At 34.0% G+C, this 26,539-nt stretch carries 19 protein-coding genes; all 19 read left to right on the forward strand.

The genetic code is table 11. The features are described from left to right. Positions 1-39: 39 nt before the first annotated feature. The 19 genes from B7R67_RS11590 to B7R67_RS11680 all read left to right on the forward strand — a co-directional run bounded on the left by B7R67_RS11590 (position 40) and on the right by B7R67_RS11680 (position 26,307). On the forward strand, positions 40-3,948 hold the full coding sequence (locus tag B7R67_RS11590) for an IPT/TIG domain-containing protein (protein ID WP_088070592.1): 3,909 nt from the start codon (positions 40-42) through the stop codon (positions 3,946-3,948). A 168-nt stretch (positions 3,949-4,116) separates the two neighbouring features. Continuing rightward, positions 4,117-5,337, forward strand: a complete 1,221-nt coding sequence (fliB, locus tag B7R67_RS11595; protein ID WP_088070593.1) for a flagellin lysine-N-methylase — start codon at positions 4,117-4,119, stop codon at positions 5,335-5,337. A gap of 355 nt (positions 5,338-5,692) precedes the next feature. Further along, positions 5,693-6,040, forward strand: a complete 348-nt coding sequence (flaG, locus tag B7R67_RS11600; protein WP_088070594.1) for a flagellar protein FlaG — start codon at positions 5,693-5,695, stop codon at positions 6,038-6,040. Between the two features lie 12 nt (positions 6,041-6,052). Beyond that, positions 6,053-7,594: a flagellar hook-associated protein 2 gene (locus B7R67_RS11605; RefSeq protein WP_088070595.1), complete on the forward strand. Its 1,542-nt coding sequence runs from the start codon at positions 6,053-6,055 to the stop codon at positions 7,592-7,594. A gap of 19 nt (positions 7,595-7,613) precedes the next feature. Beyond that, entirely contained in the window at positions 7,614-8,015 is a 402-nt protein-coding gene (fliS, locus tag B7R67_RS11610; RefSeq protein ID WP_088070596.1) for a flagellar export chaperone FliS, read from the forward strand. Beyond that, positions 8,015-8,365 carry a hypothetical protein gene (locus B7R67_RS11615; protein WP_088070597.1) on the forward strand — a complete coding sequence of 117 codons (351 nt, stop codon included), beginning with the start codon at positions 8,015-8,017 and terminating at the stop codon, positions 8,363-8,365. The genes fliS and B7R67_RS11615 overlap by 1 nt, the downstream gene beginning before the upstream one ends. A 204-nt stretch (positions 8,366-8,569) precedes the next feature. Further along, positions 8,570-10,390 (forward strand): APC family permease, encoded by a 1,821-nt coding sequence (locus B7R67_RS11620; RefSeq protein WP_088070598.1) that lies wholly within the window; start codon positions 8,570-8,572, stop codon positions 10,388-10,390. 516 nt (positions 10,391-10,906) lie between these two features. Further along, positions 10,907-11,104 carry a cold-shock protein CspD gene (cspD, locus tag B7R67_RS11625; protein WP_088001105.1) on the forward strand — a complete coding sequence of 66 codons (198 nt, stop codon included), beginning with the start codon at positions 10,907-10,909 and terminating at the stop codon, positions 11,102-11,104. 272 nt (positions 11,105-11,376) lie between these two features. Continuing rightward, on the forward strand, positions 11,377-11,919 hold the full coding sequence (hpf, locus tag B7R67_RS11630) for a ribosome hibernation-promoting factor, HPF/YfiA family (protein ID WP_088070599.1): 543 nt from the start codon (positions 11,377-11,379) through the stop codon (positions 11,917-11,919). Between the two features lie 222 nt (positions 11,920-12,141). After that, positions 12,142-14,655, forward strand: a complete 2,514-nt coding sequence (secA, locus tag B7R67_RS11635; RefSeq protein WP_088070600.1) for a preprotein translocase subunit SecA — start codon at positions 12,142-12,144, stop codon at positions 14,653-14,655. A gap of 114 nt (positions 14,656-14,769) precedes the next feature. Then, positions 14,770-15,868 (forward strand): peptide chain release factor 2 gene (gene prfB / locus B7R67_RS11640; RefSeq protein WP_142289550.1). Its coding sequence is split into 2 segments (ribosomal slippage): positions 14,770-14,841 and positions 14,843-15,868, totalling 1,098 coding nucleotides; the frame shifts between segments, so codons are not numbered across the junction. Positions 15,869-16,186: 318 nt separating this feature from the next. Next, entirely contained in the window at positions 16,187-17,068 is an 882-nt protein-coding gene (locus tag B7R67_RS11645; protein WP_088070604.1) for a YitT family protein, read from the forward strand. A gap of 68 nt (positions 17,069-17,136) precedes the next feature. Continuing rightward, positions 17,137-17,463: a cytochrome c551 gene (cccB, locus tag B7R67_RS11650; RefSeq protein ID WP_088070606.1), complete on the forward strand. Its 327-nt coding sequence runs from the start codon at positions 17,137-17,139 to the stop codon at positions 17,461-17,463. 461 nt (positions 17,464-17,924) lie between these two features. Then, a complete protein-coding gene (ftsE, locus tag B7R67_RS11655) occupies positions 17,925-18,611 on the forward strand; it encodes a cell division ATP-binding protein FtsE (protein ID WP_088070608.1) in 687 nt (228 codons plus the stop codon). Further along, positions 18,601-19,494: a permease-like cell division protein FtsX gene (gene ftsX / locus B7R67_RS11660; RefSeq protein ID WP_088070610.1), complete on the forward strand. Its 894-nt coding sequence runs from the start codon at positions 18,601-18,603 to the stop codon at positions 19,492-19,494. Before ftsE ends, ftsX begins: the two co-directional genes overlap by 11 nt. A 135-nt stretch (positions 19,495-19,629) precedes the next feature. Beyond that, positions 19,630-20,949 (forward strand): murein hydrolase activator EnvC family protein, encoded by a 1,320-nt coding sequence (locus B7R67_RS11665; RefSeq protein ID WP_088070612.1) that lies wholly within the window; start codon positions 19,630-19,632, stop codon positions 20,947-20,949. A 747-nt stretch (positions 20,950-21,696) separates the two neighbouring features. Further along, the gene (locus B7R67_RS11670; protein ID WP_088070614.1) at positions 21,697-23,160 is read left to right on the forward strand and encodes a catalase; all 1,464 of its coding nucleotides are present in this window, start codon (positions 21,697-21,699) and stop codon (positions 23,158-23,160) included. Between the two features lie 176 nt (positions 23,161-23,336). Beyond that, entirely contained in the window at positions 23,337-24,770 is a 1,434-nt protein-coding gene (locus tag B7R67_RS11675) for a S41 family peptidase (RefSeq protein WP_088070616.1), read from the forward strand. A 343-nt stretch (positions 24,771-25,113) separates the two neighbouring features. Then, a complete protein-coding gene (locus B7R67_RS11680) occupies positions 25,114-26,307 on the forward strand; it encodes a PDZ domain-containing protein (RefSeq protein ID WP_088070618.1) in 1,194 nt (397 codons plus the stop codon). The last annotated feature ends 232 nt before the right edge of the window (positions 26,308-26,539 follow it).

Genomic DNA, 26,539 nt, shown 5'->3' on the forward strand with positions numbered 1-26,539 from the left:
GTGTTACCAACTATTTTCATATTAGGATGGAGTGAGTATATGAGCAAAATTTGGAAGTTAAGTACTGTGCTAGTTTTAATAATTGGTATATTATATCCTTTTAGTGTTAATGCAGAAACAATAGATTATGTGACTGCTACTAGAACGGTAAATCCTACATCAATATTCTCAGATGAAGAAGCTGAAGTTACGTTAAATATTAATGGAACGCCTCCAGTTAATGTTGTTAAACCAAACGACGTTGTTCTAATTCTCGATAAGTCAGGTAGTATGCAAAACGATAACCGTTTTAATGCAATGATATCTGCATCTAAAAGTTTTGTTGATTTAATTGATTTCACAAAACATCAAGTTGGCGTAGTAGATTTTAGTACTTCTGCAAATATATTTGGATTAAGTACTGATCCAGTTGCTATTAAAAATTATTTAGGTAAAGTTGCGTTAGGCGGTAGTACCAATACAGCTGCAGCAATTAATCAAGCTACTAGTATTCTTAGTAAACACCGTCCAGATGCACAACCAGTAATTGTATTGTTGACGGACGGACAAGCAGATAATACTGATGCAGCTTTACAAGCGGCAAAAGCTGCAAAGGATGCAGGAATCGTATTTTATACAGTGGCATTATTAGGACCCACTGAAGACCCGAAAACAAGTGCTCCGAATTTATTATTAGGCCAAATGGCAACATCAGAGGATCATCATCACTTCGTTTTAGGTTCTGTTGGATTAGCAGATGTGTATAAAGCGATTGTTCAGGAAATTGGATTGGCTACTGCATATAATGTTGAAATTACAGAAAATGTTTCTCCGCAGTTTGAAATTGTTCCTGGTTCATATAATTCAAGTATTCCACAGCCTACAGTTACAGGAAATACATTAAAATGGAATATTACGGAACTGAAAAATAATTTACAATTAAAGTATAAGGTTCGCTTGAAAAAAGGTGAAAAAGCCGGGACTTATAATATAGCTGATAACACCCTTATTACTTATAAGGATTACACAAATGCAAGCCGAACGTATACAATTGAAAATACAAATTTGGAAGTAAAACATCACGCTCCAACGATAACTGATATAACTCCAACAAAAGGTATTGTTCAAGGTGGAGAAACAGTTACAATTAAAGGAACTTACTTTAGAAGTGGAGTAAAAGTATATTTTGGTTCAGCGGAAGCTACTAATGTAGTCGTTAATGATGACCAAACGATAACTGTTACAACTCCACCTGGAGTACAAGGGGATACTAAAGTTACAGTAACAAATGATGATAACCAATCAGCAACAGGTAACTTCACATATTATGCAAATCCTGAAGTAACGTCAATTACACCGAATAGTGGACCTTTTAAAGGTGGTAATACAGTTACCATAAATGGTAAATATTTCATGCCAGGTGTAAAAGTAATGTTTGGCTCAAATGCAGCAGTAGTAACAAATAATACTGCAAATCAACTAACAGTTACAGTTCCAACTGCAACAGTTGAAGGGTTAACAGATGTGTACATTGAAAATCCAGATGGCACAAAAGTTACTGCTTCAAAAGCTTACTCTTATGACAAAGAACTTCCTGTTGTAACGGAGATCAATCCATCTAAGGGCATTATTCAAGGTGGAGAAACAGTTACAATCAAAGGAGATAAGTTTAGAAGTGGAGCGAAGGTATACTTTGGTACAACGGAAGCTACTAATGTAGTTGTTGTTGATCGACAAACGATAACTGTTACAACTCCACCAGGAGTACTAGGGAATACAACAGTTAAAGTAATAAATGATGATAACCAATCAGCAACAGGTAACTTTACGTATTATGTAAATCCTGAAGTAACGTCAATTACACCGAATAGTGGACCTTTTAAAGGTGGTAATACAGTTACCATAAATGGTAAATATTTTACGACGGGTGTAAAAGTAAAGTTTGGTTCAAATGCAGCAGTAGTAACATATAAAAATGCAAACCAACTAACAGTAACTGTTCCAACTGCAACAGCGGAGGGGTTAACAGATGTGTACATTGAAAATCCAGATGGCACAAAAGTTATTGCTTCAAAAGCTTACTCTTATGACCCGGAAATAAAAGCACCTGTTATAACAGAGATCAATCCATCTAAGGGGATTGTTCAAGGTGGAGAAACAATTACAATCAAAGGAAATTACTTTAGAAGTGGTGCAAAGGTTTATTTTGGAACAACGGCAGCTTCAAATGTAGTTGTAGTTGATGGACAAACGATAACGGTAACAACTCCACCCGGAGCACAAGGGAATACAACCGTTAAAGTAACAAATGATGATAACCAATCAGGGACAGGTATATTTGCATATTATGCAAATCCTGAAGTAACTTCGTTAACAGTAAAAAGTGGCCCGTTTTTAGGCGGAAATTCAACAATTATTAATGGTAAGTACTTTATGCCAGGAATAAAAGTGAAGTTTGGAGATAATGAAGCGGCAGTTACTTATGTTAATAGTTTGCAGCTTAATATAAAAGTTCCAGCTGCAGCTAAAGAAGGATTGACAAGCATTACACTGGAAAATCCAGATGGTTCTAAACTAACCTTAAATGATGCATATACTTATGACCCTCCAATTAAAACTGATGTTCAATTGGATTCGATTTCACCAGCTGATGGTCCTTTAAGTGGAGGGACGATTGTATACCTAACTGGTAAAAACATAGATCCAAATGTAAAAGTATATGTAGGAACAAAATTAGTTCCTTTAAACGCTTATTATTCAAATACTAGTGCTCGTATTGCGATGCCTATAAGTAGTACTGCAGGTGCTGTAGATATTACTTTAGAAAATCCAGACGGTACACGTTCGACATTAACTAATGCATTCACATATAATGCTCCACCACCAGCAAAAGCTCCAGTTGTTACTAGTCTTAGTCAAACAGAAGGATATTTAGCAGGAGGAGATTCTATATACGTAACTGGAGCAAATTTTGTAGATAAACTTTCTGTTACAGTAGGTGGCAAAGTTGCTACTGTATTGAATTATTATTCTGCGACTTCAATTAGAATAAAGATTCCAGCAGGAACACAATTAGGTTCGGTGGATGTAGTTGTTACAAATCCTGATGGACAGACAGGTAGCTTACCAAATGCATATACTTATATTGAACCACCTAAACCACCGGCACCTACTGTTACGTCAATTACGCCAAATTCTGGTTTGAAAATAGGTGGAGAAAGTATCACTATTAATGGAACTAACTTAGTTAGCGGACTTAAAGTTACATTTAATGGTGTAGATGCAAAAGTTTTAAATTATTATAGCGCTACCCAAATACGTGTTCAGGCACCGGCATCATCTGTATTAGGACCTGTAGATGTAGTAGTAACCAATCCGGATGGACAATCTGTTACAGTAACACAAGGTTATACTTATAATGCTGCCGTACCTACTATTACAAGTCTTTCTCCAAACTATGGTTCACTTGCAGGAGGAGATGCTATTGTTGTAACTGGTACGAATTTTGTGACAGGTCTAACTGTTACTGTTGGAGGGAAGAATGCAAGTGTATTAAACTACTATTCTTCAACAAGTATACGTATTCAGATTCCAGCTGGAAGTACACCGGGGGTAGTTCCTTTAGTTATAACAAATCCGGATGGAACATCAGGAACTACTGATTTTACTTATAATGCCCCGCCGGCTTTACCTGCACCAACAATTACTAGCCTATTAAATAGTAATGGAACAGCTGTTACAGGTACGGTCATTGGAGGAGCTATACTTTTTATTAATGGTAAGGATATGGTTTCGGGCGTAAAAATCGATGTAGGCGGAACGCTTGTAACACCATTGAATTTTTATAGTAGTACCAGTATCCGATTTGTAGTACCAAAAGGGTTACCAGCAGGCGCATTAAATATTAAGTTGGTAAACCCTGATAATCAAGTTTCAAATACGATTACTATAGATTATAAGCCTAGCTAGTAAATTTTTATTAGTAAAACTTTTTTTAAATAAGTACTATAGTTCCTTATTAATTATATTAAATCAACTATAGTGAAATAGAAAAGAGACTGAGATTTGTTTTGATTCTCGGTCTCTTTCTTATTGCAATTAAGATAATTTACTAAGTTATTTTTAGGGGGACATAAAATGAATAATCAACAAAAACAGATGCTAGTTCCTCAGTACATGAATAAATTTTCATGTATTGGATCAGAGTGTGAAGATACTTGTTGTAATGGCTGGACAATATCGATAGATAAAGCCACCTATAAAAAATATAAAAAATTGAGCAATCAAAAGATTAAAACAGAAATTGAAAATAGTATGCAAAGAAACAAAAAATCAAGTTCTGATAAAAACTATGCTAAATTTATATTAAATAGTAATGGATGTTCAATGCAATCAGAAGAAGGATTGTGTTGCGTCCATAGAGATTTAGGAGCAAGTTATTTATCGAATACTTGTTTTAGTTATCCACGTATGTTTAATAAAGTCGATAATATTACAGAAATGGGAGGGACAATGTCCTGTCCTGAAATAGCCCGTTTAGCTTTATTTAATCCAAAGGGAATTGAATTTGATATGAAAGTTCAAGAAGAAAATACAAGGGGATATACAAAATATTCGATTGATTCTACTAATGATAAGAATAAATTGTTTTGGGAGATTAGAGCATTTGCAATTTTTATTTTACAAGATCGAAGATATAGTGTTGATAATCGTCTTATTAATCTAGGGATGTGGATTAATAAGTTAACAGACAAAAATAAGCAATACAACATGAACGAACTTTTACATAATATAGGAGAATATAAAAAATCATTAACTAATAGTCAATTAGAAGAATCCTTAAATAATATAAAACCAAATTATAGTTTAAATGCGAAAATATGCTATGAAATCTTAGAAGTGAGAAAACAATTAGTAATACAAAGTGATCGATTTAAACAATTACTCTGTGATATTGCAGATGGTTTAAATTTGGAAAAAGAAAATTTTGATCATAAATTTAATGATTTAATTACTGATATAAAAAGAGAGTTTTATTCACCTTATTTTGATAATCATGAATACGTTTTAGAGAATTATTTGGTAAATGATTTATTTATTAATTGTTTTGGCTACGATTTTGAAAAATTACATGAACAATATAATTTACTCGTACTGAAGTATTCGCTAATAAAGTTACATTTATTTGGAGTAGCTTCTAAATACGAGGGTTTAACTGATGAATTAGTCGTATATGTTATTCAAACTTTCTCAAAGGGTATAGAACATAATCACTTATATTTAAAAATTATTTTAGACTTAGTAGTTACTAATAACTTTAATTCTCTTGCTCATATGGCCATTTTAATTAAAAGTTAAAAGAAAAAAGAAAGATATATCTCATCTAGTGAAAAGTGTAGGTTGTAATAAAAAGGCTATCTCACAAATAAAGTGTACCCTTTGTAAAAGACATTGAAAAAAATTCTATGTAAATTTAAGGAGATGATTTCTGTATTGAACAGGGGTCATCTTCTTTTAATTTCCACTGATATCTATATTAGTTGTAATACTTAATGTAATTGGCGATTTTCTTTTTTTGAGGTCATCTCCATTTTTATATTGCATCTGAAGTAAACTGGAATATATTTACAATCTGCTATTGTATAAAACTACACAACTCCGATTTCTGACCGATATAAGATTTGATGATGTATTTATAAAGGGAGGAAGTCGAATGATAAGAAGTGTTTCAAAATCGACTTTGGCTAAGAGTGTCCCAAACATCCCTGTTCAGCAACAAAGCCAAGAAGTTTATGAGTCTTTAGGTAAAGAAAAAGTGCCGGAAGATGTAATAGTTCCAAAAAAGGATTTAGAAAAAATAATTGATGGCATGAACAAATTGTTAGAACCAAAGCAAACAACATTAGAATTTAAATTACATGAAGAAACGAATAGATATTATGCTGTTATAGTTGATGCAAATACAAAAGAGGTAGTAAAAGAAATTCCTGCAAAAAAATTGCTAGATTTTTACGCAGCAATGGAAGAATTTCTAGGTTTAATGTTCGATAAAAAAATATAAGGGGGAAAGTTTATGGTAAATAGAATTAATGGTTTTTCAGGTGTTCTTGATATTGATGGTACAGTAAAAAAATTAATGGATGCAGAACGACTTCCTTTAGATAAATTAAAAGCTCAAAAGCAAATAAATGAGTGGCAAACTCAACAATATCGTGATTTGAACTTAATGATGGACGATTTTCGTAAACAAATTGTAGACGGAATTGGTTTAAATTCTTCTTTTAACCCTAAGTTAGTATCTAGTTCCAATGAAAGTGTTGTAAGTGCAACTACTAAAGGGACATCAAGCAATACAGTTAATACAATTGATCAAATTACTGCCTTAGCTACTAGTTCTCGTTGGACTTCAAATGCAGTCGTAAATAACGGTGGAGGGGCAATTGATGCAAATGCACTTTTAAATACTGTTACATTTAGTAATGGTTATCAACTTGGTGTACAAAAATTGCAATTTGATGTAACGAAACCAGATGGTACAACGTCAACAGTTTCAGTTGATATTGATGGAACAAAAGATTCACTTAATAGTGTAATTACAAAAATAAATAATTCAGGAGTTGGTGTTTCGGCATTTTATGATACAACAACTCAAAAAATCGTATTTACAAACAAAGCAACTGGTACAGGAGCGAATATTAAAATCAATGAGTCGGGCTCAGGTGCAGGTACGACAAACTTCATGCAAGCAATAGGCTTTACAGTTGATGGTTCAAATAATTTGGTACCTTCTACTAATGGTAGTGATGCAAGTTTTAAAATAAATGGACTTACAACAACTCGTAAATCCAATACATTTACAGTTGGAGATATTACTTATACACTAAAGCAAACTTCAACAGCACCAACGACTATTTCAAGTTCTACAGATACAGATAAAGTTTTTGATACTATTAAAGCTTTTGTTGATAAATATAATGATCTTATTGCAAAGGTAAACGATAGAGTAACGCAAAAAAAATATCGTGATTACCAGCCATTAACAGATGATCAAAGGGCAACGATGAAGGATGACCAAATTAAAAAATGGGAAGATAAAGCTTCGAGCGGTCTTTTACGTGGAGATGGTATCTTAATAGGTGTTCTAAATAAAATGCGTTCTGCTTTAGGTAGTCCTGTATCTGGTGCATCACCTAATTTATTAAGTAGCATTGGAATAACTACTGGAGATTGGCGAGATGGTGGAAAGCTAAATATTGATGAAGCAAAGTTAAAAAAGGCACTTCAAGATGACCCTAATGCTGTTGCTAAATTATTTACTCAATCTGGTTCTGGGACAGATAGTAGTGACCAAGGTATAGCTGTTAGATTAAAAAATACATTAAAACAAGCAATCGATGATGTGACAAAAAAAGCAGGGAAAGCTACTTATGCTTCAACGCAATTTACTTTAGGTAAAAGTTTACTAGATTTAGATACGCGTATTAGTAATTTTGAGGATCGTTTAACTCAAATTGAAGATCGATATTATCGTCAATTTAATGCAATGGATCAAGCAGTACAAAAAGCAAACTCTCAAAGTGCACAACTTATGCAATCCTTTGGTGGACAACAATAATCGGTGAGGTGGACAAAAAATGGCATTGAAAAACCCTTATGAACAATACCAACAAAACTCAGTAAATACAGCATCTCCAGGTGAATTAACGTTGATGTTATATAATGGGTGTCTAAAATTTATTCACTTAGCAAAGGGTGCAATTGCACAACAAAACTTTGAAGAACGAAATAAGAATATAACAAAAGCACAAAACATCATCCGTGAGTTAATGGTTACCTTGAATATGGATATTGAAGTTTCTGATCAACTTATGCAAATGTATGATTATATGAATCGACGTTTAGTTGAAGCGAATATTAAAAATGATCCTTCTATTTTAGATGAAGTAGAGGGCTTTGTTACAGAGTTTAGAGATACGTGGAGAGAAGTTATCCAAGTGAATCGTCAAAGAACGTTTACTAATGGTGGACAAGCTTAATGGATATCAATCAGACACTTTTTTCTGTTACTAAACAGCTTGCGGAATTAGCTTCGAATGTACCGTCACAGGAAAAGCGTGATGAAGTCATCGATCAGATTTTCACTTTATTAGAGGAAAGGGATACTTTACTTCCACAAGTAGAGCCTCCTAAAAATGAGAATGAACGATTAATAATGAACAAAGTGGTTGAGTTAAACAGCCAGATTAATGTTTCAATGAATCGCATTTTAGCTGATATTAAGAAGGATTTAACTGGATTAAAGGAGCAAAAGAAGGCTCATACCCAATATATTAATCCGTATAAGTCATTAAATAATGTTTCAGCATTTTTCGATAAAAAAGAATGATTCAGCGAGGTACTCTGTTGAAAAGCAGGGTACTTTCTTTTTGTTGTATTTTATTTGAGATTAGAGGAAAGTTATTATTAATTATTTTGACAAAAAGTAATTAAATTTATTGGAAAGATTTTCTTAATATATCACACAATTTTTTCTAATAATGTGATAAACTCAAATGGTTTAGTTTTTTACTTTTTATGTAGAGGTGTACATATGTTATCGATTTTAAAACGATACTTAATTGGTAAACCACTTAAGTCGACAGAGTTAAGTGAGCAAAAGTTATCGAATACGAAGGCGTTAGCAATCCTTTCTTCGGATGCACTTTCTTCTGTAGCTTACGGTCCAGAGCAAATTTTGATCGTATTAACTACAGTTGGGGCAGTAGCATATTGGTATTCGGTTCCGATTGGTATTGGCGTATTGATTTTATTATTAGCTTTAATATTATCTTATCGTCAGATTATTTTTAGTTATCCTCATGGTGGGGGCGCGTATGTCGTTTCGAAACAAAACCTCGGAGTTGTTCCAGGTTTAGTTGCTGGGGGTTCATTACTTGTAGATTATATTTTGACAGTAGCGGTTAGTGTGTCGGCGGGAACGGATGCCATTACATCTGCTATTCCAGCTTTGCATGCTCATACCGTCTTTATTGCAGTCATTTTGGTTATGTGTATTACAATTTTAAACTTGCGTGGATTAACTGAATCTGCTTCAATTTTGGCATATCCGGTTTATCTATTTGTTGTAGCACTTGTCATTATCATCATCGTAGGTTTATATAATGTGTTTACTGGCCATGCTCCACAAACAGCCCATTCACCAATTGGTACGGTTGTTCCTGGAATTTCACTGTTTATCTTATTAAAAGCATTTTCTTCAGGATGTTCGGCATTAACTGGTGTAGAAGCAATATCGAATGCGATTCCGAATTTTAAAGTTCCATCTGATAAAAATGCAGCAAAAACATTAGTAATGATGGGGTCAATTTTAGCGGTTCTTTTCTCAGGTATCATGTTTTTAGCATATTGGTATGGAATTATGCCAAATGCAGAAGAAACAGTTATGTCACAATTAGGTTCACATATTTTCGGACGAAATGTGATTTATTACTTTATCCAAGGTACAACAGCATTAATCCTTGTTTTGGCAGCTAACACAGGATTTTCAGCTTTCCCATTACTTGCTTATAACTTAGCGAGTGACAAATTTATGCCAAGAATGTACTTACTTCGAGGAGATCGTTTAGGTTATTCAAATGGTATTATCACACTTGGTGTAGCATCAATTCTTTTAATTATTGCGTTCCAAGGTAAGACTGAGCAATTAATTCCACTTTATGCCGTTGGTGTATTCGTTCCGTTTACACTTTCTCAGACAGGTATGGTTATAAAATGGATCAGAGAAAAGCCAGCAGGCTGGTTCCCTAAATTGATTGCAAACTTCGTAGGAGCATTTATTTCTGCAATAGTTTCAATTATTTTCTTAACAACTAAATTTACTCAAGTTTGGTCAATCTTAGTTTTCTTACCGATCATAGTAATTTTATTCTTAAGAATCCGTAAGCATTATGAAGCAGTAGGCGATCAATTAAGATTAAATAATGATATTCCTGATAAAATTAGTGGAAATATCATGATAGTTCCAGTTGCGGGTATTACAAAAGTAGTTGAACGCACAATGCAATATGCTCAAGGAATTGCAGATGAAGTTTATGCTGTCTATATTTCTTTCGACAAAGAAAGCGAAGAGCAAATGAGAGTGAAGTGGGAAGCGTGGAATCCGAATGTAAAACTAATTGTAGTCCATTCGGAATATCGAGAAATTACTAGACCACTTCTAAAAGTAATCGATGAAATGGAAGAAAAAGCCCATGCACAAGGCTTTGAAATTACAGTTTTAATCCCACAATTTATTACAAAGAAAAACTGGCATAATATCTTACACAATCAATCAAGTCTATTATTAAGAGCGTATTTACTACATAAACGAAGCGTAATTGTAACGACTGTACCTTATAAATTTAAGGTTTAATAGCGAGAGCAGGGATTAGGAGACAAGAGCCTAATCCCTGCTTTTTTGTTTAGGTTTTGTTAATGTACAAAAGACATTTTAGAAAAAGATTTTACAGAAAATAAAATAATGGAATATATAAAGACATTGATTGGAGTGGAAGGTTAAAAAGCAGGAAAGGCAGGGAAAGCAGGGAAAGCATATAGGACAGGAGTAATTAAGGGAATCATGGAAATTTCTTTTAACCTCTTTTCCCTTGATCCTGCTCTTAAGAGCATCCTGTAACGGAAATCAACCTTTTTTAACAGAGATTATTATCTAAGAAAATGGTTCAAAATAAATTAGTAAAAAAGTAATAGGGACAAGTTTAAGGTTTGTGAATATGATAAAAAATAAAGTAATTAGAATTTTTCGTTATTTGTCGAAATCGTGAAAAAAAAGGCGATAAGCTACTTTTGACTTGCCCTAGTTTTATAATGTATAGTTGAAATGTGGAGAAGATTCACAAAAGTTTTCGACTGAAGGGAATGGATTTGAATGCAAGGTAAAGTAAAATGGTTTAATGCTGAAAAAGGTTTTGGTTTTATCGAGCGCGAAGATGGAGACGATGTATTCGTACATTTCTCAGCTATTAACGCTGATGGTTACAAATCTTTAGAAGAAGGCCAAGCAGTTAGCTTCGAAATCGTTGAAGGTAACCGTGGACCTCAAGCTGCTAACGTTACTAAAATCTAATTATCCGTTAATAAGTAAATAGTTGCTTATATAGATTCGGAACACGAGGGCTTGCTCATTTGAGTAAGCCTTTGTTTGTTTTTGGAAAAAAATACAGTGTATCTTTATGCCTGCTTGTAAATATACTTTGATATAAATGTAAAATATTCATTAATTAGACACAGAATTATCTAATAATGGACACATCTGACAAGGAGGAATTTTTAATAGTAGTGTAGAATATAAGTATGACAGCTTTCACTTTTTGGAGCTTGATGAAGGAGGAAACCCATATGATGCTAAACATCCGAGGCGAAAATATTGAAATTACTCCAGCAATTCGTGATTACGTAGATAAAAAATTATCACGATTTGACCGGTACTTTGATGAAGAGTTAACAGCCAGAGTTAATGCTAAGGTATTCCACGACAAGCAAAGAATTGAAGTAACTATTCCTGGAACGTATATGTTATTACGTGCAGAAGAAGAGCATGCTGATTTGTATGCAGCTGTCGATTTAGTTATTGATAAACTAGATCGTCAAATTAGAAAACACAAAACTAAAGTAAATCGTAAACTACGAGAAAAAGGTTCATTAAAATTCATGTTTGCATCAAATGCCGAAGCTGCAGTTGCAGTTGAAGATCATGAACCTGAAATTGAATTAGTTAAAACAAAGCAATTTGATTTAAAACCGATGGATGCTGAAGAAGCAGTATTACAAATGAATATGTTAGGCCATAACTTCTTTGTATTCTTAAATGGAGAAACGAATAAAACGAACATCGTTTATGCTAGAAAAGATGGTCGTTATGGTTTAATTGAAGCGAAATAACATCGACAACTAAATAAAAAATAATAAAAGGACTAAGCTAGTTAAATAGCTTAGTCCTTTTTTGGTTTTATCTCGATTATTTTCAAAACTATTAAACAATTCTAATTGAACATTCTTTACAAGAGGTTGTCACTTTTCTTCATTTAATGATAAAATTAGAATTAGTATCTAATTAATCTATGACATTTTCGTTTATGACTTTAAAATAGAGGAGCGTTACGAATGCTTGGAATGTTAAAAAAGGTTTTTGACCTTAATCAAAGACAATTAAATAGAATGCAAAAACAGGTTGATCAAGTACTAGCTTTACAAGATCAGTATACAAAGTTATCTGATGAAGATCTTAGAGCTAAAACATTTGAGTTTAAAGAACGTATTCAAAAAGGCGAAACACTTGACGATATTTTAGTTGAGGCGTTTGCTGTAGTTCGTGAAGGCGCTACTCGTGTGCTTGGTATGACTCCATACCCTGTACAGATATTAGGTGGAATCTCTTTACATGAAGGTAATATTTCAGAAATGAAAACTGGGGAAGGTAAAACATTAACTTCTACTTTACCGGTTTACCTAAATGCATTAAGCGGTGAGGGTGTTCACGTAGTTACTGTTAACGAATACTTAGCTAGCCGTGATGCTCGTGAAATGGGTCAATTATATGAATTCTTAGGACTGACAGTTGGTCTAAATTTAAATAGTATGGAACCTGATGAGAAGCGTGAAGCGTATGCTTGTGATATTACGTATAGTACGAATAACGAATTAGGTTTCGACTACTTACGTGATAACATGGTTGTTTATGCTGAACAACGCGTACAACGTCCATTAAACTATGCAATTATCGATGAGGTTGACTCAATCCTTATTGACGAAGCACGTACGCCATTAATTATTTCTGGTCAAGCAAAGCAATCTGCTCAATCTTATATTGCAGCTAATGCATTTGTTGGAATGCTTCAATTAGACAAAGATTATACGTATGATGTTAAAACGAAATCAGTTTTATTAACTGAAGAAGGTATTTCACGTGCTGAGAAAGCTTTCGGCGTAGAAAACCTATTTGATCTGAAAAATGTAAACTTAAACCATCATATTAATCAAGCATTACGTGCTCACGTAACAATGACACATGATGTTGATTATGTTGTTCAAGATGGGGAAATTGTAATCGTTGACCAATTTACTGGTCGTTTAATGAAAGGTCGTCGTTATAGTGAAGGTCTTCACCAAGCGATTGAAGCAAAAGAAGGATTAAAAATCCAAAATGAAAGTATGACGCTTGCTACAATTACTTTCCAAAACTATTTCCGTATGTATAAAAAGTTATCTGGTATGACAGGTACTGCAAAAACAGAGGAAGAAGAGTTCAGAAATATTTACAATATGAACGTTCTTGTTATTCCTACGAACCGTCCTATTGCACGTAATGATAAACCGGATCTTGTTTATAAATCAATGAATGGTAAATTTAACGCTGTTGTTGACGAAATCGTTGAACGCCATAAAGCTGGTCAACCAGTTCTTGTTGGTACAGTTGCAATTGAAACATCAGAGTTAATTTCTCAATTGTTAAAACGTAAAGGTGTTAAACATGAAGTATTAAATGCGAAAAACCATGAGCGTGAAGCTGATATTATCGCATTAGCTGGTCATCGTGGAGCAGTAACAATTGCGACAAACATGGCTGGTCGTGGTACGGATATTAAATTAGGTGAAGGTGTTCGTGAACTTGGTGGTTTAGCTGTAATTGGTACAGAGCGCCATGAAAGCCGTCGTATTGATAATCAGTTGCGTGGTCGTTCTGGTCGTCAAGGTGATCCAGGGGTAACAACATTCTATTTATCAATGGAAGATGAGTTAATGCGCCGTTTCGGTTCAGATAATTTATCAGTCATGATGGACCGTCTTGGATTAGACGACTCACAACCGATTGAAAGTAAAATGGTTTCTCGTGCAGTAGAATCTGCTCAAAAACGTGTTGAAGGGAATAACTTCGATGCTCGTAAACAATTACTTCAATATGATGACGTATTACGTCAACAACGTGAAGTTATCTATGCTCAACGTTCTGAAGTTATTGATTCAGCTGACTTACAACCAATCGTTAAGAGTATGATTGAAGGGACTATTAATCGTGTAGTTCAAGCACATACACCAAATGAGCAAATTCAAGAAGAGTGGAACTTAGAAGGAATCATTGATTTCTTAGAAGCGAACCTAATTAATGAAGATGAAATCACTGTTGAACAATTACGTGTTATTGAACCTGATGAAATGGTGGAGTTAATTCAAAAAGTTGTATTTGATCGTTATGAAGAAAAACAAGAAGTTCTACCTGCTGACCAAATGCGTGAGTTTGAAAAAGTAGTATTATTACGTACTGTTGATAGCAAGTGGATGGCACATATCGACTCAATGGATCAACTTCGTGAAGGTATCCATTTACGTGCATATGCACAAATCGATCCATTACGTGAGTACCAAATGGAAGGTTTCGCAATGTTCGAAGAGATGATTGCTTCAATTGAAGAAGAAGTATCTCGAATCATTATGAAAGCTGAAATTGAAGCTGATGTAGAGCGTGAGGCTGTACAAGGTGAAGCAATTCATGTAAGTAATGATGGCGAAGGTGAAGTAAAGAAAAAGCCGATCGTTAAAGGCGAAGAAATTGGTCGTAATGAAGATTGTCCTTGTGGATCAGGTAAGAAGTATAAAAACTGCCACGGTAAAGGAATCTAATAAAATAGAAACTAAATGAAAAAGGGGCAAGGGCAAGCAGTATAAGGGAATCTCCTTACTACTTGTCTTTACCTGCTTTTTAATGTTCGTAAAATTTAATCGAGGTGTTATGTAATGGAATTAGTAGAAGTAAAGCAAGAACTAGAAAAGATGGCGAAACGCCTTCAAGCATTTAGGGGGTCTCTTTGACGTCGAAACAAAACAAGCAAGATTAGAAGAGCTTGAAGCGTTCATGTCAGAGCCAACTTTTTGGGATGATCAAAAAGCTGCACAAGTTGTAATTAGCGAAGTAAGTGGGTTAAAAGAAGTAATCAATGAATTCAATGATTTAAATGATGGCTATGAAAATCTTGAATTAACTTATGAATTAGTTAAAGAAGAAGATGATCAAGAGTTATTTGAAGAATTGGTTTCAGAAGTGAAAGTTTTAACAGTTAAGTTAAATGACTTTGAACTTCAACTACTTTTAAGCGAACCATATGATAAGAATAATGCAATTTTAGAATTGCACCCAGGAGCGGGTGGAACAGAGTCACAAGACTGGGGTTCTATGCTTTTACGTATGTATACGAGATGGGCGGAAAAACGTGGTTTTAAAGTAGAAACTTTAGACTACTTACCGGGTGATGAGGCTGGTATTAAAAGTGTAACTTTAGCGATTAAAGGACATAATGCTTATGGTTATTTAAAAGCTGAAAAAGGTGTACACCGTTTAGTTCGTATTTCACCATTCGATTCATCTGGTCGTCGTCATACTTCATTCGTTTCATGTGAAGTTATGCCTGAGTTTAATGAAGAGATTGAAATTGAAGTTCGTACTGAAGATTTAAAAATTGATACGTACCGTGCAAGTGGAGCAGGTGGACAGCATATCAATACAACTGATTCAGCAGTTCGTATTACACATACTCCAACAAATACGGTTGTTACATGTCAGTCAGAACGTTCACAGATTAAAAACCGTGAATCTGCAATGAAAATGTTGAAAGCAAAATTATATCAACGTAAATTAGACGAACAACAAGCTCAACTAGATGAAATTCGTGGAGAGCAAAAAGAAATTGGTTGGGGAAGTCAAATACGTTCGTATGTATTCCATCCATATTCAATGGTTAAAGATCACCGTACAAATGCTGAGGTAGGAAATGTTCAAGCAGTAATGGATGGTGGACTTGATCCATTTATTGATGCTTACTTACGTTCTAAGATTTAATTTTGAAAATGGGCTGATAAGATGGAGGAAGTATCTTCATTCTTAACAGCCTTAATCTTTGGGGATAAAGGGGTATTATTCCTAAACATCAGTATTTTTCTCTAGGTAGGTAGCTAGTATCAAGACTTGCTTATGTGAGGGAATTACTTGAATTTTATTTATTTTTTTGCCGTTTTACAAATGTAAGAAAGTTAATTTTGTTTAACAAGTTATGAAATCTTCTTGTATTTTTTCATAATAAAAAAAGAGATATAGTCCTTTTAAAAGGATAGAAAATAGAAAGTTATCATCTAGAGAGAAATATTGAGGGGGATCTTCTTGAAAAAGGTAAGGTATTCTACTGCTCTTACTGTAGGGTGGGGAAAAACGTTTTTTGATTATTTATTTGTAGTAATTGGTTCAGCAATTATCGCAATTGCATTTTGTGTATTTTTATTACCAAATCATATTGCTTCAGGTGGAGTAAGTGGTATTTCTACAATTTTAAAAAGTACGATGGGATATAACCCAGCGTTTGTACAGTGGGCATTTAATATTCCTTTGTTTATTGCTGGTGTTATTTTCTTAGGTCGTCAATTTGGTGTTAAAACGTTAGTTGGTACGATATTTATTCCGTTTGTAGTTTATTTAATTACGGTTGTATACAAATTGGAGCCTGCAACTGATAATCCACTATTAGCTTCAATATTTGGTGGTCTTTTTATTGGGTTAGGTTTAGGAATTGTGTTCCGTGGAAAAGCTTCAACTGGTGGAACAGATTTGGCAGCTCAAATTGTTCATAAATATACTGGTTTATCTCTAGGGATTTGTGTAGCGTTTATTGATGGTTTAATCGTTCTTACTTCTGCAATTGTATTTAATTTAGAAAGTGGTATGTATGCACTTATCGCACTTTTTGTTACGAGTAAAACAATTGACTTAGTTCAAATTGGACTAGCTAGGTCAAAAATGGCACTTATTATTACTTCTGAAGTTGAACTTGTAACGAATGCGATTGTTCATGAATTAGATCGTGGTGTAACTAAATTAACTGGTATTGGTGGATACACGAACGAAGACCGATTAGTATTGATGTGTGTACTAGATCAAACTGAATTTTCTTCTTTACGTGATATTGTAAAGTCTATTGATCGTCATGCGTTCATTACGGTTGTAGATGCAACTGAAGTTCTTGGAGAAGGTTTCACAAATTTGACATAAAAAGGAAAAATAAATCTTTTCATAAGTAGTAGACTATAATTATGGGAGTTTTTAAAGGGGCGATATTTGTGAAAAAGCTACTTCTTGCTATCGTAACTGGTAGTATGCTGTTAACGATTACAGCATGTGGTTCAAATAATAATTCAAGTAAAAAAGATTCTGGTGAGCCTGTTTCAGCAGCAAATGGTGAAAAGTTATTTAAACAAAGCTGTGCAAGCTGCCATGGCGGTGAATTAGAAGGAATCATTGGACCAAGTTTAAAAAAAGTCGGAGCAAAGTACTCTGAAAAAGATATAGAAAAAATAATTCATGACGGTAGAGGATCAATGCCGAGCGGAGTTCTTCAAGGTAATGACGCGAAAAGTGTGGCAGCATGGTTAGCTACTAAAAAATAAGATTCTGCTTAACGGTAGCGTTTCTTGCATAACAACAATCTTATTTTACTGTTCAAATGAACTACGTCTTTTATTAAATGGAAAAAGTTGATTGGAACAAGGGAGTTTGACGCCTATGGGAATCAGCTCATGCCTCAAGCAGCAAAAAATAAGAAACAGACAATTTTCTATTAATTAGAAAAGGTCTGTTTCTTTTCATTTATGTTACAATTTTCCACTTATTGTAAAAGGTTTACAGAAATAGGTCGAAATGAATATTGACTGTTATTCAAAATGTAACATAAATTTATCAGTTTTGACATTTTTTTAGTGTTATAATAGAGGAGCTTAGCCAAAATTATCGAAATATGTAATTAATGGGCCATAATATATGATCAAGGTTAAGATAAATAATAAATCTTCCAAAATGGATCTTATTTGGTTCAATTGAAGAAATAGGAACAAAATTTAAGGAGAATGTCATGATTGAGTTAAAAGATGTATATAAGACCTATCCTAATGGTGTTCTTGCGGTAAATGGTATTAATGTAAAAATTCGCCAAGGTGAATTTGTATATGTCGTAGGACCAAGTGGTGCCGGTAAGTCGACGTTCATTAAAATGATGTACCGTGAAGAAAAACCGTCAAAGGGTACGATTTTAATTAATGGAATTGATTTAGGCCATATGAAAAATAAAAAGGTTCCATTACTACGTAGAAATATTGGAGTAGTTTTCCAAGATTATAAGCTATTACCGACTTTATCTGTTTATGAAAATGTTGCATTTGCTCTTGAAGTTATTGAAGAAAATCCGAAAACAATAAAGAAAAGAGTTATGGAAGTACTTGACCTTGTTAAGTTAAAGCATAAAGCTCGATTCTTACCAACGGAGCTTTCTGGTGGTGAGCAGCAACGTGTTTCGATTGCTCGTTCGATCGTAAATAAACCAAAAGTTGTGATTGCCGATGAGCCAACAGGGAACCTGGATCCTGAGACTACTATGGAGATTATGGATATCTTTAAAGAAATCAATGATCGCGGTACAACTGTAGTAATGGCAACACATAATAAAGATATCGTAAATAATATAAAGCGACGTGTTATTGCAATAGAAGGCGGAAAAATCGTACGCGACCAAGCGAGAGGAGTGTACGGATATGAAGGCTAGGACTGCAAGACGACATGTTCGTGAAGGACTGCGTAGTTTACAAAGAAATGGTTGGATGACATTTGCATCAGTAAGTGCTGTTGCAGTTACTCTAATGCTTGTAGGTGTATTTTTAACCGTAATTTTGAATGTTAATCACATTGGGACTACTTTAGAAAAAGACGTTGAAGTTCGTGTATTAGTTGATTTAACAGCAAGCAAAGAACAGCAAGCTAGTTTGAAAAATGAAATTAAAAATTTAGATCATGTAAAATCTGTTAGATTCTCTTCAAAAGATCAAGAATTAAACAATCTAATTAAAAGTATGGGTGAAGATGGGAAAGCATTCCAACTGTTCGAACAACAAAACCCATTAAATGATACGTATATCGTTAAAACAGATTCACCAGAACAAATTGCGCCTATCGCGAAAAAAATCGAAGGCTTTAAATATATCGACGAAGTAATTTATGGTAAAAAACAAGTGCAAAAATTATTTAATGCAGTATCTGTAGGTAGAAATATTGGTTTAGTACTGATTTTTGGATTATTATTTACTGCAATGTTCTTAATCTCAAATACAATCAAAATTACGATTATGGCAAGACGTCGTGAAATCGAGATTATGAGATTAGTAGGGGCAACAAATAACTTTATTCGTTGGCCATTCTTATTGGAAGGGTTGCTACTAGGTGTACTAGGGTCAATTATTCCAATTGCTGTATTATTTACTGGCTATAGCGTCATTTATAATATGCTAATGCCAAAATTAGCAGGAACAATGTTTACATTACTTCCATTTTCACCATTTGTGTACCAACTATCTGCAATCTTGATCGGTATTGGTGCCGTAATCGGTATGTGGGGTTCTGTTATGTCTATTCGTAAGTTTTTACGTAAATAAGCGTAAATTCCCATTTAAAGTTTTAAAGTTTTAATAATGAAATGCGAATGATGAGCTCTAGTCCCCAATTTAACGTCTGTCTGAGTTGATACAGGTACTAGAGCTTTTCTATATACATACAAGGAGGGATCTTAGATGAATAAGAGAAAAGCATCGAAAGTAATGTCAATTATGCTATGCAGTACTTTCATCATCGGGGCTATCCCATCCGTTTCTTTTGCTGAAAGTAAGTACCAATCTGAAATTGACCGCATCAAAAAGAAACGTAGTGAGGTTAAGGAAAAAACGAACGCAACAAATAACAAAATTGCGGACTTAAAACAAGACCAAAAAAATGTTGTTGCAGAGCTTGAAAAACTTGATGCTCAGATGAAAACAACTAAGCTGAAAGTTAACCAAACGCAAGATGCAGTTAGTAATGGTAAAAAGCAAATTTCAAAACTAAAAGCAGAAATTAAGTTTATTGAAGAACGTATCAAGTCACGCCAAGAATTATTAAAAAACCGCATGCGTTCACTTCAAAAATCAGGTGGAATGGTATCTTACATTGATGTCATTTTAGGCTCTAATAGTTTCGGTGATTTAGTTCAACGAATGAGTGCTGTACAAATTATTATGAAAGCAGACGAAGACATTATTAAACAGCAAAACCTGGATTTAAACGATGTCAGTGCGAAAAAAGATGAAATGACTGTAAAGCAAGCTAAAATAGAAAGAGATTTAGTGAACTTAAAAAGTCTAAATAACCAACTTACAGCTCAAGTAAGTGAAAAGAACAAATTAATGGCTTCCTTGAAAGTACAAGAAAAAGAAGCTCATGAAGATGCTTTAAGTTTAGCAGAGCAAGATGATATTTTAGCTAGCCAACAAGCTGCAATGCAAAAAGCGCTTGAACTAGCTAAGAAACAAGCAGCTGCAAGAGCTGCCGCAGAAGCTAAACGTAAGGCAGAAGCAGCCAAAAATAAGAACAAGCCATCTTCAGGTTCTGGTGGATCAAGCAATTCCGGTGGTTCTGGAAACTCAGGTGGCTCGACGCCAACTGTATCTAGTGGTAACTTTACAAGACCAGCAAACGGTTATATTTCATCTGGATTTGGGCAACGCTCATTTGAAGGTGGAGAATTCCACGAAGGTGTTGATATTGCCGCAGCGGGTAGTGTACCAGTTGTAGCAGCTGGTGACGGAGTAGTTATTCGTGCATACGTTTCATCTAGTTATGGTAACTGTGTATTCATTACACATAATATTGATGGACAAGTATGGACAACCGTATATGCTCACTTAGATAGCTTTAATGTATCAACTGGACAAGCTGTTTCAAAAGGTATGAAGATTGGTTATATGGGAAATACAGGTCACTCAACTGGACAACATTTACATTTTGAGTTACATAAAGGTGAATGGAATATCAACAAGACTAACGCTGTAGACCCTATGAGATATATTAATTTCTAATCTATTAAAAACCTATCCTATTTTATTGGGATAGGTTTTTTGTGATTTGGGAACGTTGTTAAAGGAAGCCTATCGGTATTAAGGGCTACCTCACAGATGAAAAATGGACTACCGCAAATAAACTGGGAGAATCGCAATAAAAATTGGCCATCGCAAATAAAATTGAGGAATCGCAAATAAAAATAGCTTATCGCAAATAAAAACAGCTTATCGCAAATAAAAACAGCTTATCGCAAATAAAAATGGAAAATCGCAATTAAAAACCGCATAATCGCAAATAAAAGTTAGTAAACATGAAAATAAATTAAAATACTGATCGAAATCTCATAAAATCGTTTGATTTTTAATAGATTACACAAAAAAATAAGTTATTTAATAAAAAAATCAATAAAATAGAGAAAAAAACTCACAATAGGACTGAGTTTCCAAAAGAAAGCCCGCAGAGAAATACAACTGTCTCTGTGGGCTTTCTGTATTCATTGAAAGTAGTAGCCACAACAATTTATTATTATTCTTTATTACGATTTAATATATTTTAATGCTAAATGAGGATAAAACGAAATAAACATTAATAGACGAGGTTTTTACAGACAAGTAATATCTAGGAAAGTCGTTAAGAGGTGATAAATTTAGAATAAAAAGAATAATAGTTTATAATAATTATAATTTGATATTGATTTTCATTTAGTTTTATTTTACTATATAGTTATTACTAAATTATAATCATTCTAATTAAGGAGAATTGATATGACAAATAACCGTTTAACAACAAATCAAGGCGTACCAATTGGGGATAATCAAAATTCACTTACAGCAGGACGTAGAGGTCCAACTTTATTGGAGGACTATCAATTAATTGAAAAATTAGCTCATTTTGATCGTGAAAGAGTACCGGAACGAGTAGTGCATGCTCGTGGAGCTGGAGCACATGGTGTATTCATTACGAAAACTAGTATGAAGAAATATACTAAGGCTAAGTTTTTACAAGATCCTGGAACTGAAACGCCAGTATTTGCTCGTTTTTCAACAGTTGTTCATGGAATGCATTCTCCTGAAACACTACGCGATCCCCGTGGATTTGCAGTTAAATTCTATACTGAAGATGGAAATTATGATTTTGTAGGGAATAACCTGCCTGTTTTCTTTATAAGAGATGCAATGAAATTCCCTGATATGGTTCATTCTTTAAAACCAGATCCAAGAACAAATCTACAAACACCTAATCGTTACTGGGACTTTATGTCATTAACACCAGAGTCAACTAATATGTTATTACATGTATTTTCAGATGAAGGTATTCCTGCGAACTATCGTCAAATGAGAGGTTCAAGTGTTCACGCCTATAAATGGGTAAATGAGTATGGGAATACAGTTTATGTTAAACTTAAATGGGTACCAAAGCAAGGTATTGAAAATCTTTCAATGGAAGAAGCTAGCGAGGTACAAGGAAAAGATTTCAACCATGCAACTCGTGACTTATACGATTCAATTGAAAATGGAGATTTTCCTGAGTGGGACTTATATGTTCAAGTATTAAATCCTGCAGATATGGACGATTTTGATTTTGATCCATTAGATCCTACAAAAGATTGGTTTGAAGAGGTCATTCCTCGTCAATTAGTTGGTACAATGATATTAAATAGGAACCCTGAAAATGTATTTGCTGAAACAGAATCAGTTGGATTTAATCCAGGTGTATTAGTTCCTGGTATGCTGCCATCTGAAGATAAGCTATTACAAGGTAGACTTTTCTCTTATTCAGATACACAACGCTATCGTATAGGAGCAAATTATTTGCAACTTCCTATTAACTGTCCTTTTGCAAAAGTAGCGAATGGTCAACGAGATGGTCATATGCCTTTTGGTCAACAAACACATCAAATTAATTTTGAGCCTAATAGTTATTCAGATACACCAAAAGAAGATGCTAATTATGTTGAGGTTGCACAGCCACTTAACGGCGTTTCAGAACGTAAAAAAATCGAGAAAACAAATGACTTTGGTCATGCCGGAGAAGTTTGGAATCGTTATAGTAAAGCAGAGCAAGATGCAGTTATTAAAAATATTAGCGCGGACATCGAAAGCGTAGATGAAAAAATTAAGCTTCGTGCAGTTTGCAACTTCTATCGTGCAGATGCAAAATTAGGTGAAAGACTTGCAAACAAACTAGGATTAGATTTAACTCCTTACTTACAACATCTACCAAAATAAATTAAACTCTTCTAATAAAAATTTATTAAATTGTGTTCTACTTGCAAACATAAGTGATACAGGCTTATCATATAATAGAACAGAAAGAGCATCGCACGTCTGTGTGATGCTTTTTCGATACATACACTATTTAATAGATGGGTACGTCTCAAGGGGCGGATAATGGGAGGTTCTGTATGAATCGTAAAACAACAGCACTACTTGCATCGGCAACATTCGTTGTTGGTATTGGAGTGGGTTCATTTGCATTCAATGATGGTACAAGTACTATCGTATCAAAATTTACACAAAGCAAAGAAGTTAAGGCATCAGAAGATGAAAATATAGCTAAAATACAAAAGGCTTATGAAATTATTGCGAATCAATATGTGAAAAAAATTGATCCTGATAAATTGACTGAAGGTGCAATCCAAGGAATGGTTACAACTTTAGATGATCCATTCTCTACTTATATGGATGGCAGAACAGCAAAACAATTCCACGAATCATTAGGTTCATCTTTCCAAGGGATTGGAGCAGAAGTTTCAAAAGATGGAGAGAAATTAATCATTGTTTCGCCAATCAAAAATTCTCCTGCTGAAAAAGCTGGCTTAAAACCAAAAGATGAAATTTTATCAGTTGATGGCAAGAGCGTAAAAGGTCTATCTCAATATGATGCTGTACTGAAAATTCGCGGTAAAAAAGGAACAAATGTGACGCTTGAAGTTCAACGTCCGGGCGTTTCAGAGCCAATTAAATTTACAATTAAACGTGATGATATTCCGATGTACACTGTTTTCGGCTCAGTTAAAAACGTAAACAATGAAAAGATTGGTTATCTTCACATCACTTCATTTAACGAAAAAACAGCTGATGAGTTTAAGAAAGAACTGAAAAAGCTTGAAGACCAACATATCCAAGGCTTAACAATAGACGTTCGAGGAAATCCTGGCGGTTATTTACAAGCCGTTGAAGGCGTTCTTGCAGAATTAGTCGTAAAAAATGAACCATACTTACAAGTTGAAAATAGAAATGGACAACGTGAAAAGTACTACACTAAATTAACGAAGGCTAAGCCATATCCAATTGATGTGTTAATTGACAAAGGTAGCGCATCAGCAGCTGAAATTCTTGCAGCTGCATTAAGTGAAGCTGGAGACTATGAATTAATTGGTGAAAAATCATTTGGTAAAGGTACTGTGCAATCAACACTGGATTTCAAAGATGGAAGTAATATTAAGTTAACTCAATTTAAGTGGTTAACTCCTAATGGTACTTGGATTCATAAAAAAGGTATTAAACCAGATGTTGCAGTAAAACAACCTGACTATTTCTACGTAACACCAATCGATAAAAAGAAAACATTTAAATTCGACGACAATGATGACAATATTAAACAAGCTCAAATTATGTTAAAAGGTTTAGGATATGATCCAGGCCGTAAAGATGGATATTTCAGCAAACAAACAGAAAATGCGCTGAAAGACTATCAAAGAGCTGTTGGTATTACAGTTAACGGTAAGCTTGATCCACTAACATCAGATAAGCTTGAATCATCATTAATTGACAAAATTAAAGATGAAAAGAATGATCTTCAGTTAGAGAAAGCTTTAGACATCGTTGCTAAATAAAATAAAAGGAGGGCGAAGTTATTCGCCCTCTTTTTGTTTAACATTAACTCAATAATATGATGACCAGACTGATTGAAAACGTTTGTCTTTCAAAGCGCTAAGGCAAATGAGGAGCGAAGCACAGCAAGCAGGAGTAGTTATTCGTCCTCTTTTGACATAATTCCCGGGAAATAGATACAAAATAACAATCCATGCAGGAGTTTCTATTTTTGATGTCGAAAGTACACTTTAAGGAAAAGTGTGCTTTTTTAATTGTTAAATAACATATTCTCTTTGAAAAAAGATCAATAAACCGATAACATAAGTATATCAATCTATTAATTCAAAAAAGGTGGTGAATGTTATGTGGTCAAATTTATTTTCAGAGCTCTTATTTGGATTAGGTAAGTTATTTTTGAATCCATTTACTTATATATTTTTTATCGCATCAATTTTATGTGGCTATTTACGTGTTAAACGAGAGCGTAAGCATTTTTCAGTTCGAAATTACAATGTAACGTTCGAATGGAAGACTTCAATATGGTCTGGATTATTGATTGGAGCGATTTTCTCAGTTATTACGTTAGTGGCTGGGATTAGTATTCCGATTGAGATGGTCTATTTAGTAAGTGTTTTTACAATTGTTTTTGCACTTATTTTACAATTTAGATGGATGTCTCCAGCGTATCTTTTCGGTTTAGCATTAGTCGCTTTGCCTTTAATTAATAGAGGAAAAGATTCATTGCCACTTTTAGATCACTTTGTTCCAAATGATATGAGTGCTATGTTACCTGCTATAACAATCCTACTAGCCGTATTATTGTTGGCAGAAGGAATATTAGTTCAGCGTAATGCAGCAAATCATACAACGCCTTTATTTATTGAAAGTAAACGTGGAAAAAGAGTCGGTGCCCATGAGGCGAATAAATTATGGATGGTACCGCTATTCTTGTTAATACCAAATGGTCCAATTATAAGTGATTATTCATGGTGGCCAACAATCACATTAGGTCACAGTGGTTACTCAATCCTTTTCGTGCCATTTGGAATTGGATTTTACCAACTAGTTCAAGGCATGCTTCCAAAAGAATCGGTTAAACTTGTGGGTAAACAAATTGTTTCATTAGCAATCCTAGTAAGTATTGGAGCAATCATAAGTTACTTTGTCGGATTTGTCGCATTTATAACTGTTGCAATTGCAGTAGTAGGTCGCGAAGCAATTAACTATATTCATAAAAATAGAGATTTCAATACACCATCATATTTCACTACAAAAGCAGTTGGCCTAACTGTATTAGGAATTTTACCAAACTCAGTAGCTGATAAAATGAATATAAAAGTAGGCGAAAGTATTACAAAAGTTAATGGACAAAACGTCTCGACAGTTAATGAATTTTACGAAGCACTACAAATTAATCGAGCTTACTGTAAACTAGAAGTTATTGATTTAAATGCCGAAATCCGTATTGCCCAATCTTCTGTATATGAAGGCGAGCACCATGAATTAGGGTTCCTATTTCCAGAAGAAGAATCAAAGTATAGTGGCCAGGTTGGTTAACGATTGTGATTTTTAATAATCAACCGGAATGAATTAAAAATAATATTAATGAACATATTCTTTTATCAGGATATGTTCATTTTTTTATAAGTAAAATGAAAATCCTCATTGTGCTCCATGACAGTTCAGTTCAATAAGCAAGGAGTATTAATCATTTAAAAAGAATAGATATAAATAGACAAGTTGGAGTGATTTATGAATTGAAAGGAGTTTTTAAATGTATAAACGCTTA

The organism is Gottfriedia luciferensis (assembly GCF_002156865.1).
Classification (GTDB): Bacteria; Bacillota; Bacilli; order Bacillales; family Bacillaceae_G; genus Gottfriedia; species Gottfriedia luciferensis.

What these genes read in the sequence shown, in the direction of transcription:
- B7R67_RS11590 (WP_088070592.1), top strand. Translation starts at nt 40, where the DNA reads ATGAGCAAAATTTGGAAGTTAAGTACTGTGCTAGTTTTAATAATTGGT.
- fliB (WP_088070593.1), top strand. Translation starts at nt 4,117, where the DNA reads ATGAATAATCAACAAAAACAGATGCTAGTTCCTCAGTACATGAATAAA.
- flaG (WP_088070594.1), top strand. Translation starts at nt 5,693, where the DNA reads ATGATAAGAAGTGTTTCAAAATCGACTTTGGCTAAGAGTGTCCCAAAC.
- B7R67_RS11605 (WP_088070595.1), top strand. Translation starts at nt 6,053, where the DNA reads ATGGTAAATAGAATTAATGGTTTTTCAGGTGTTCTTGATATTGATGGT.
- fliS (WP_088070596.1), top strand. Translation starts at nt 7,614, where the DNA reads ATGGCATTGAAAAACCCTTATGAACAATACCAACAAAACTCAGTAAAT.
- B7R67_RS11615 (WP_088070597.1), top strand. Translation starts at nt 8,015, where the DNA reads ATGGATATCAATCAGACACTTTTTTCTGTTACTAAACAGCTTGCGGAA.
- B7R67_RS11620 (WP_088070598.1), top strand. Translation starts at nt 8,570, where the DNA reads ATGTTATCGATTTTAAAACGATACTTAATTGGTAAACCACTTAAGTCG.
- cspD (WP_088001105.1), top strand. Translation starts at nt 10,907, where the DNA reads ATGCAAGGTAAAGTAAAATGGTTTAATGCTGAAAAAGGTTTTGGTTTT.
- hpf (WP_088070599.1), top strand. Translation starts at nt 11,377, where the DNA reads ATGATGCTAAACATCCGAGGCGAAAATATTGAAATTACTCCAGCAATT.
- secA (WP_088070600.1), top strand. Translation starts at nt 12,142, where the DNA reads ATGCTTGGAATGTTAAAAAAGGTTTTTGACCTTAATCAAAGACAATTA.
- ftsE (WP_088070608.1), top strand. Translation starts at nt 17,925, where the DNA reads ATGATTGAGTTAAAAGATGTATATAAGACCTATCCTAATGGTGTTCTT.
- ftsX (WP_088070610.1), top strand. Translation starts at nt 18,601, where the DNA reads ATGAAGGCTAGGACTGCAAGACGACATGTTCGTGAAGGACTGCGTAGT.
- B7R67_RS11665 (WP_088070612.1), top strand. Translation starts at nt 19,630, where the DNA reads ATGAATAAGAGAAAAGCATCGAAAGTAATGTCAATTATGCTATGCAGT.
- B7R67_RS11670 (WP_088070614.1), top strand. Translation starts at nt 21,697, where the DNA reads ATGACAAATAACCGTTTAACAACAAATCAAGGCGTACCAATTGGGGAT.
- B7R67_RS11675 (WP_088070616.1), top strand. Translation starts at nt 23,337, where the DNA reads ATGAATCGTAAAACAACAGCACTACTTGCATCGGCAACATTCGTTGTT.
- B7R67_RS11680 (WP_088070618.1), top strand. Translation starts at nt 25,114, where the DNA reads ATGTGGTCAAATTTATTTTCAGAGCTCTTATTTGGATTAGGTAAGTTA.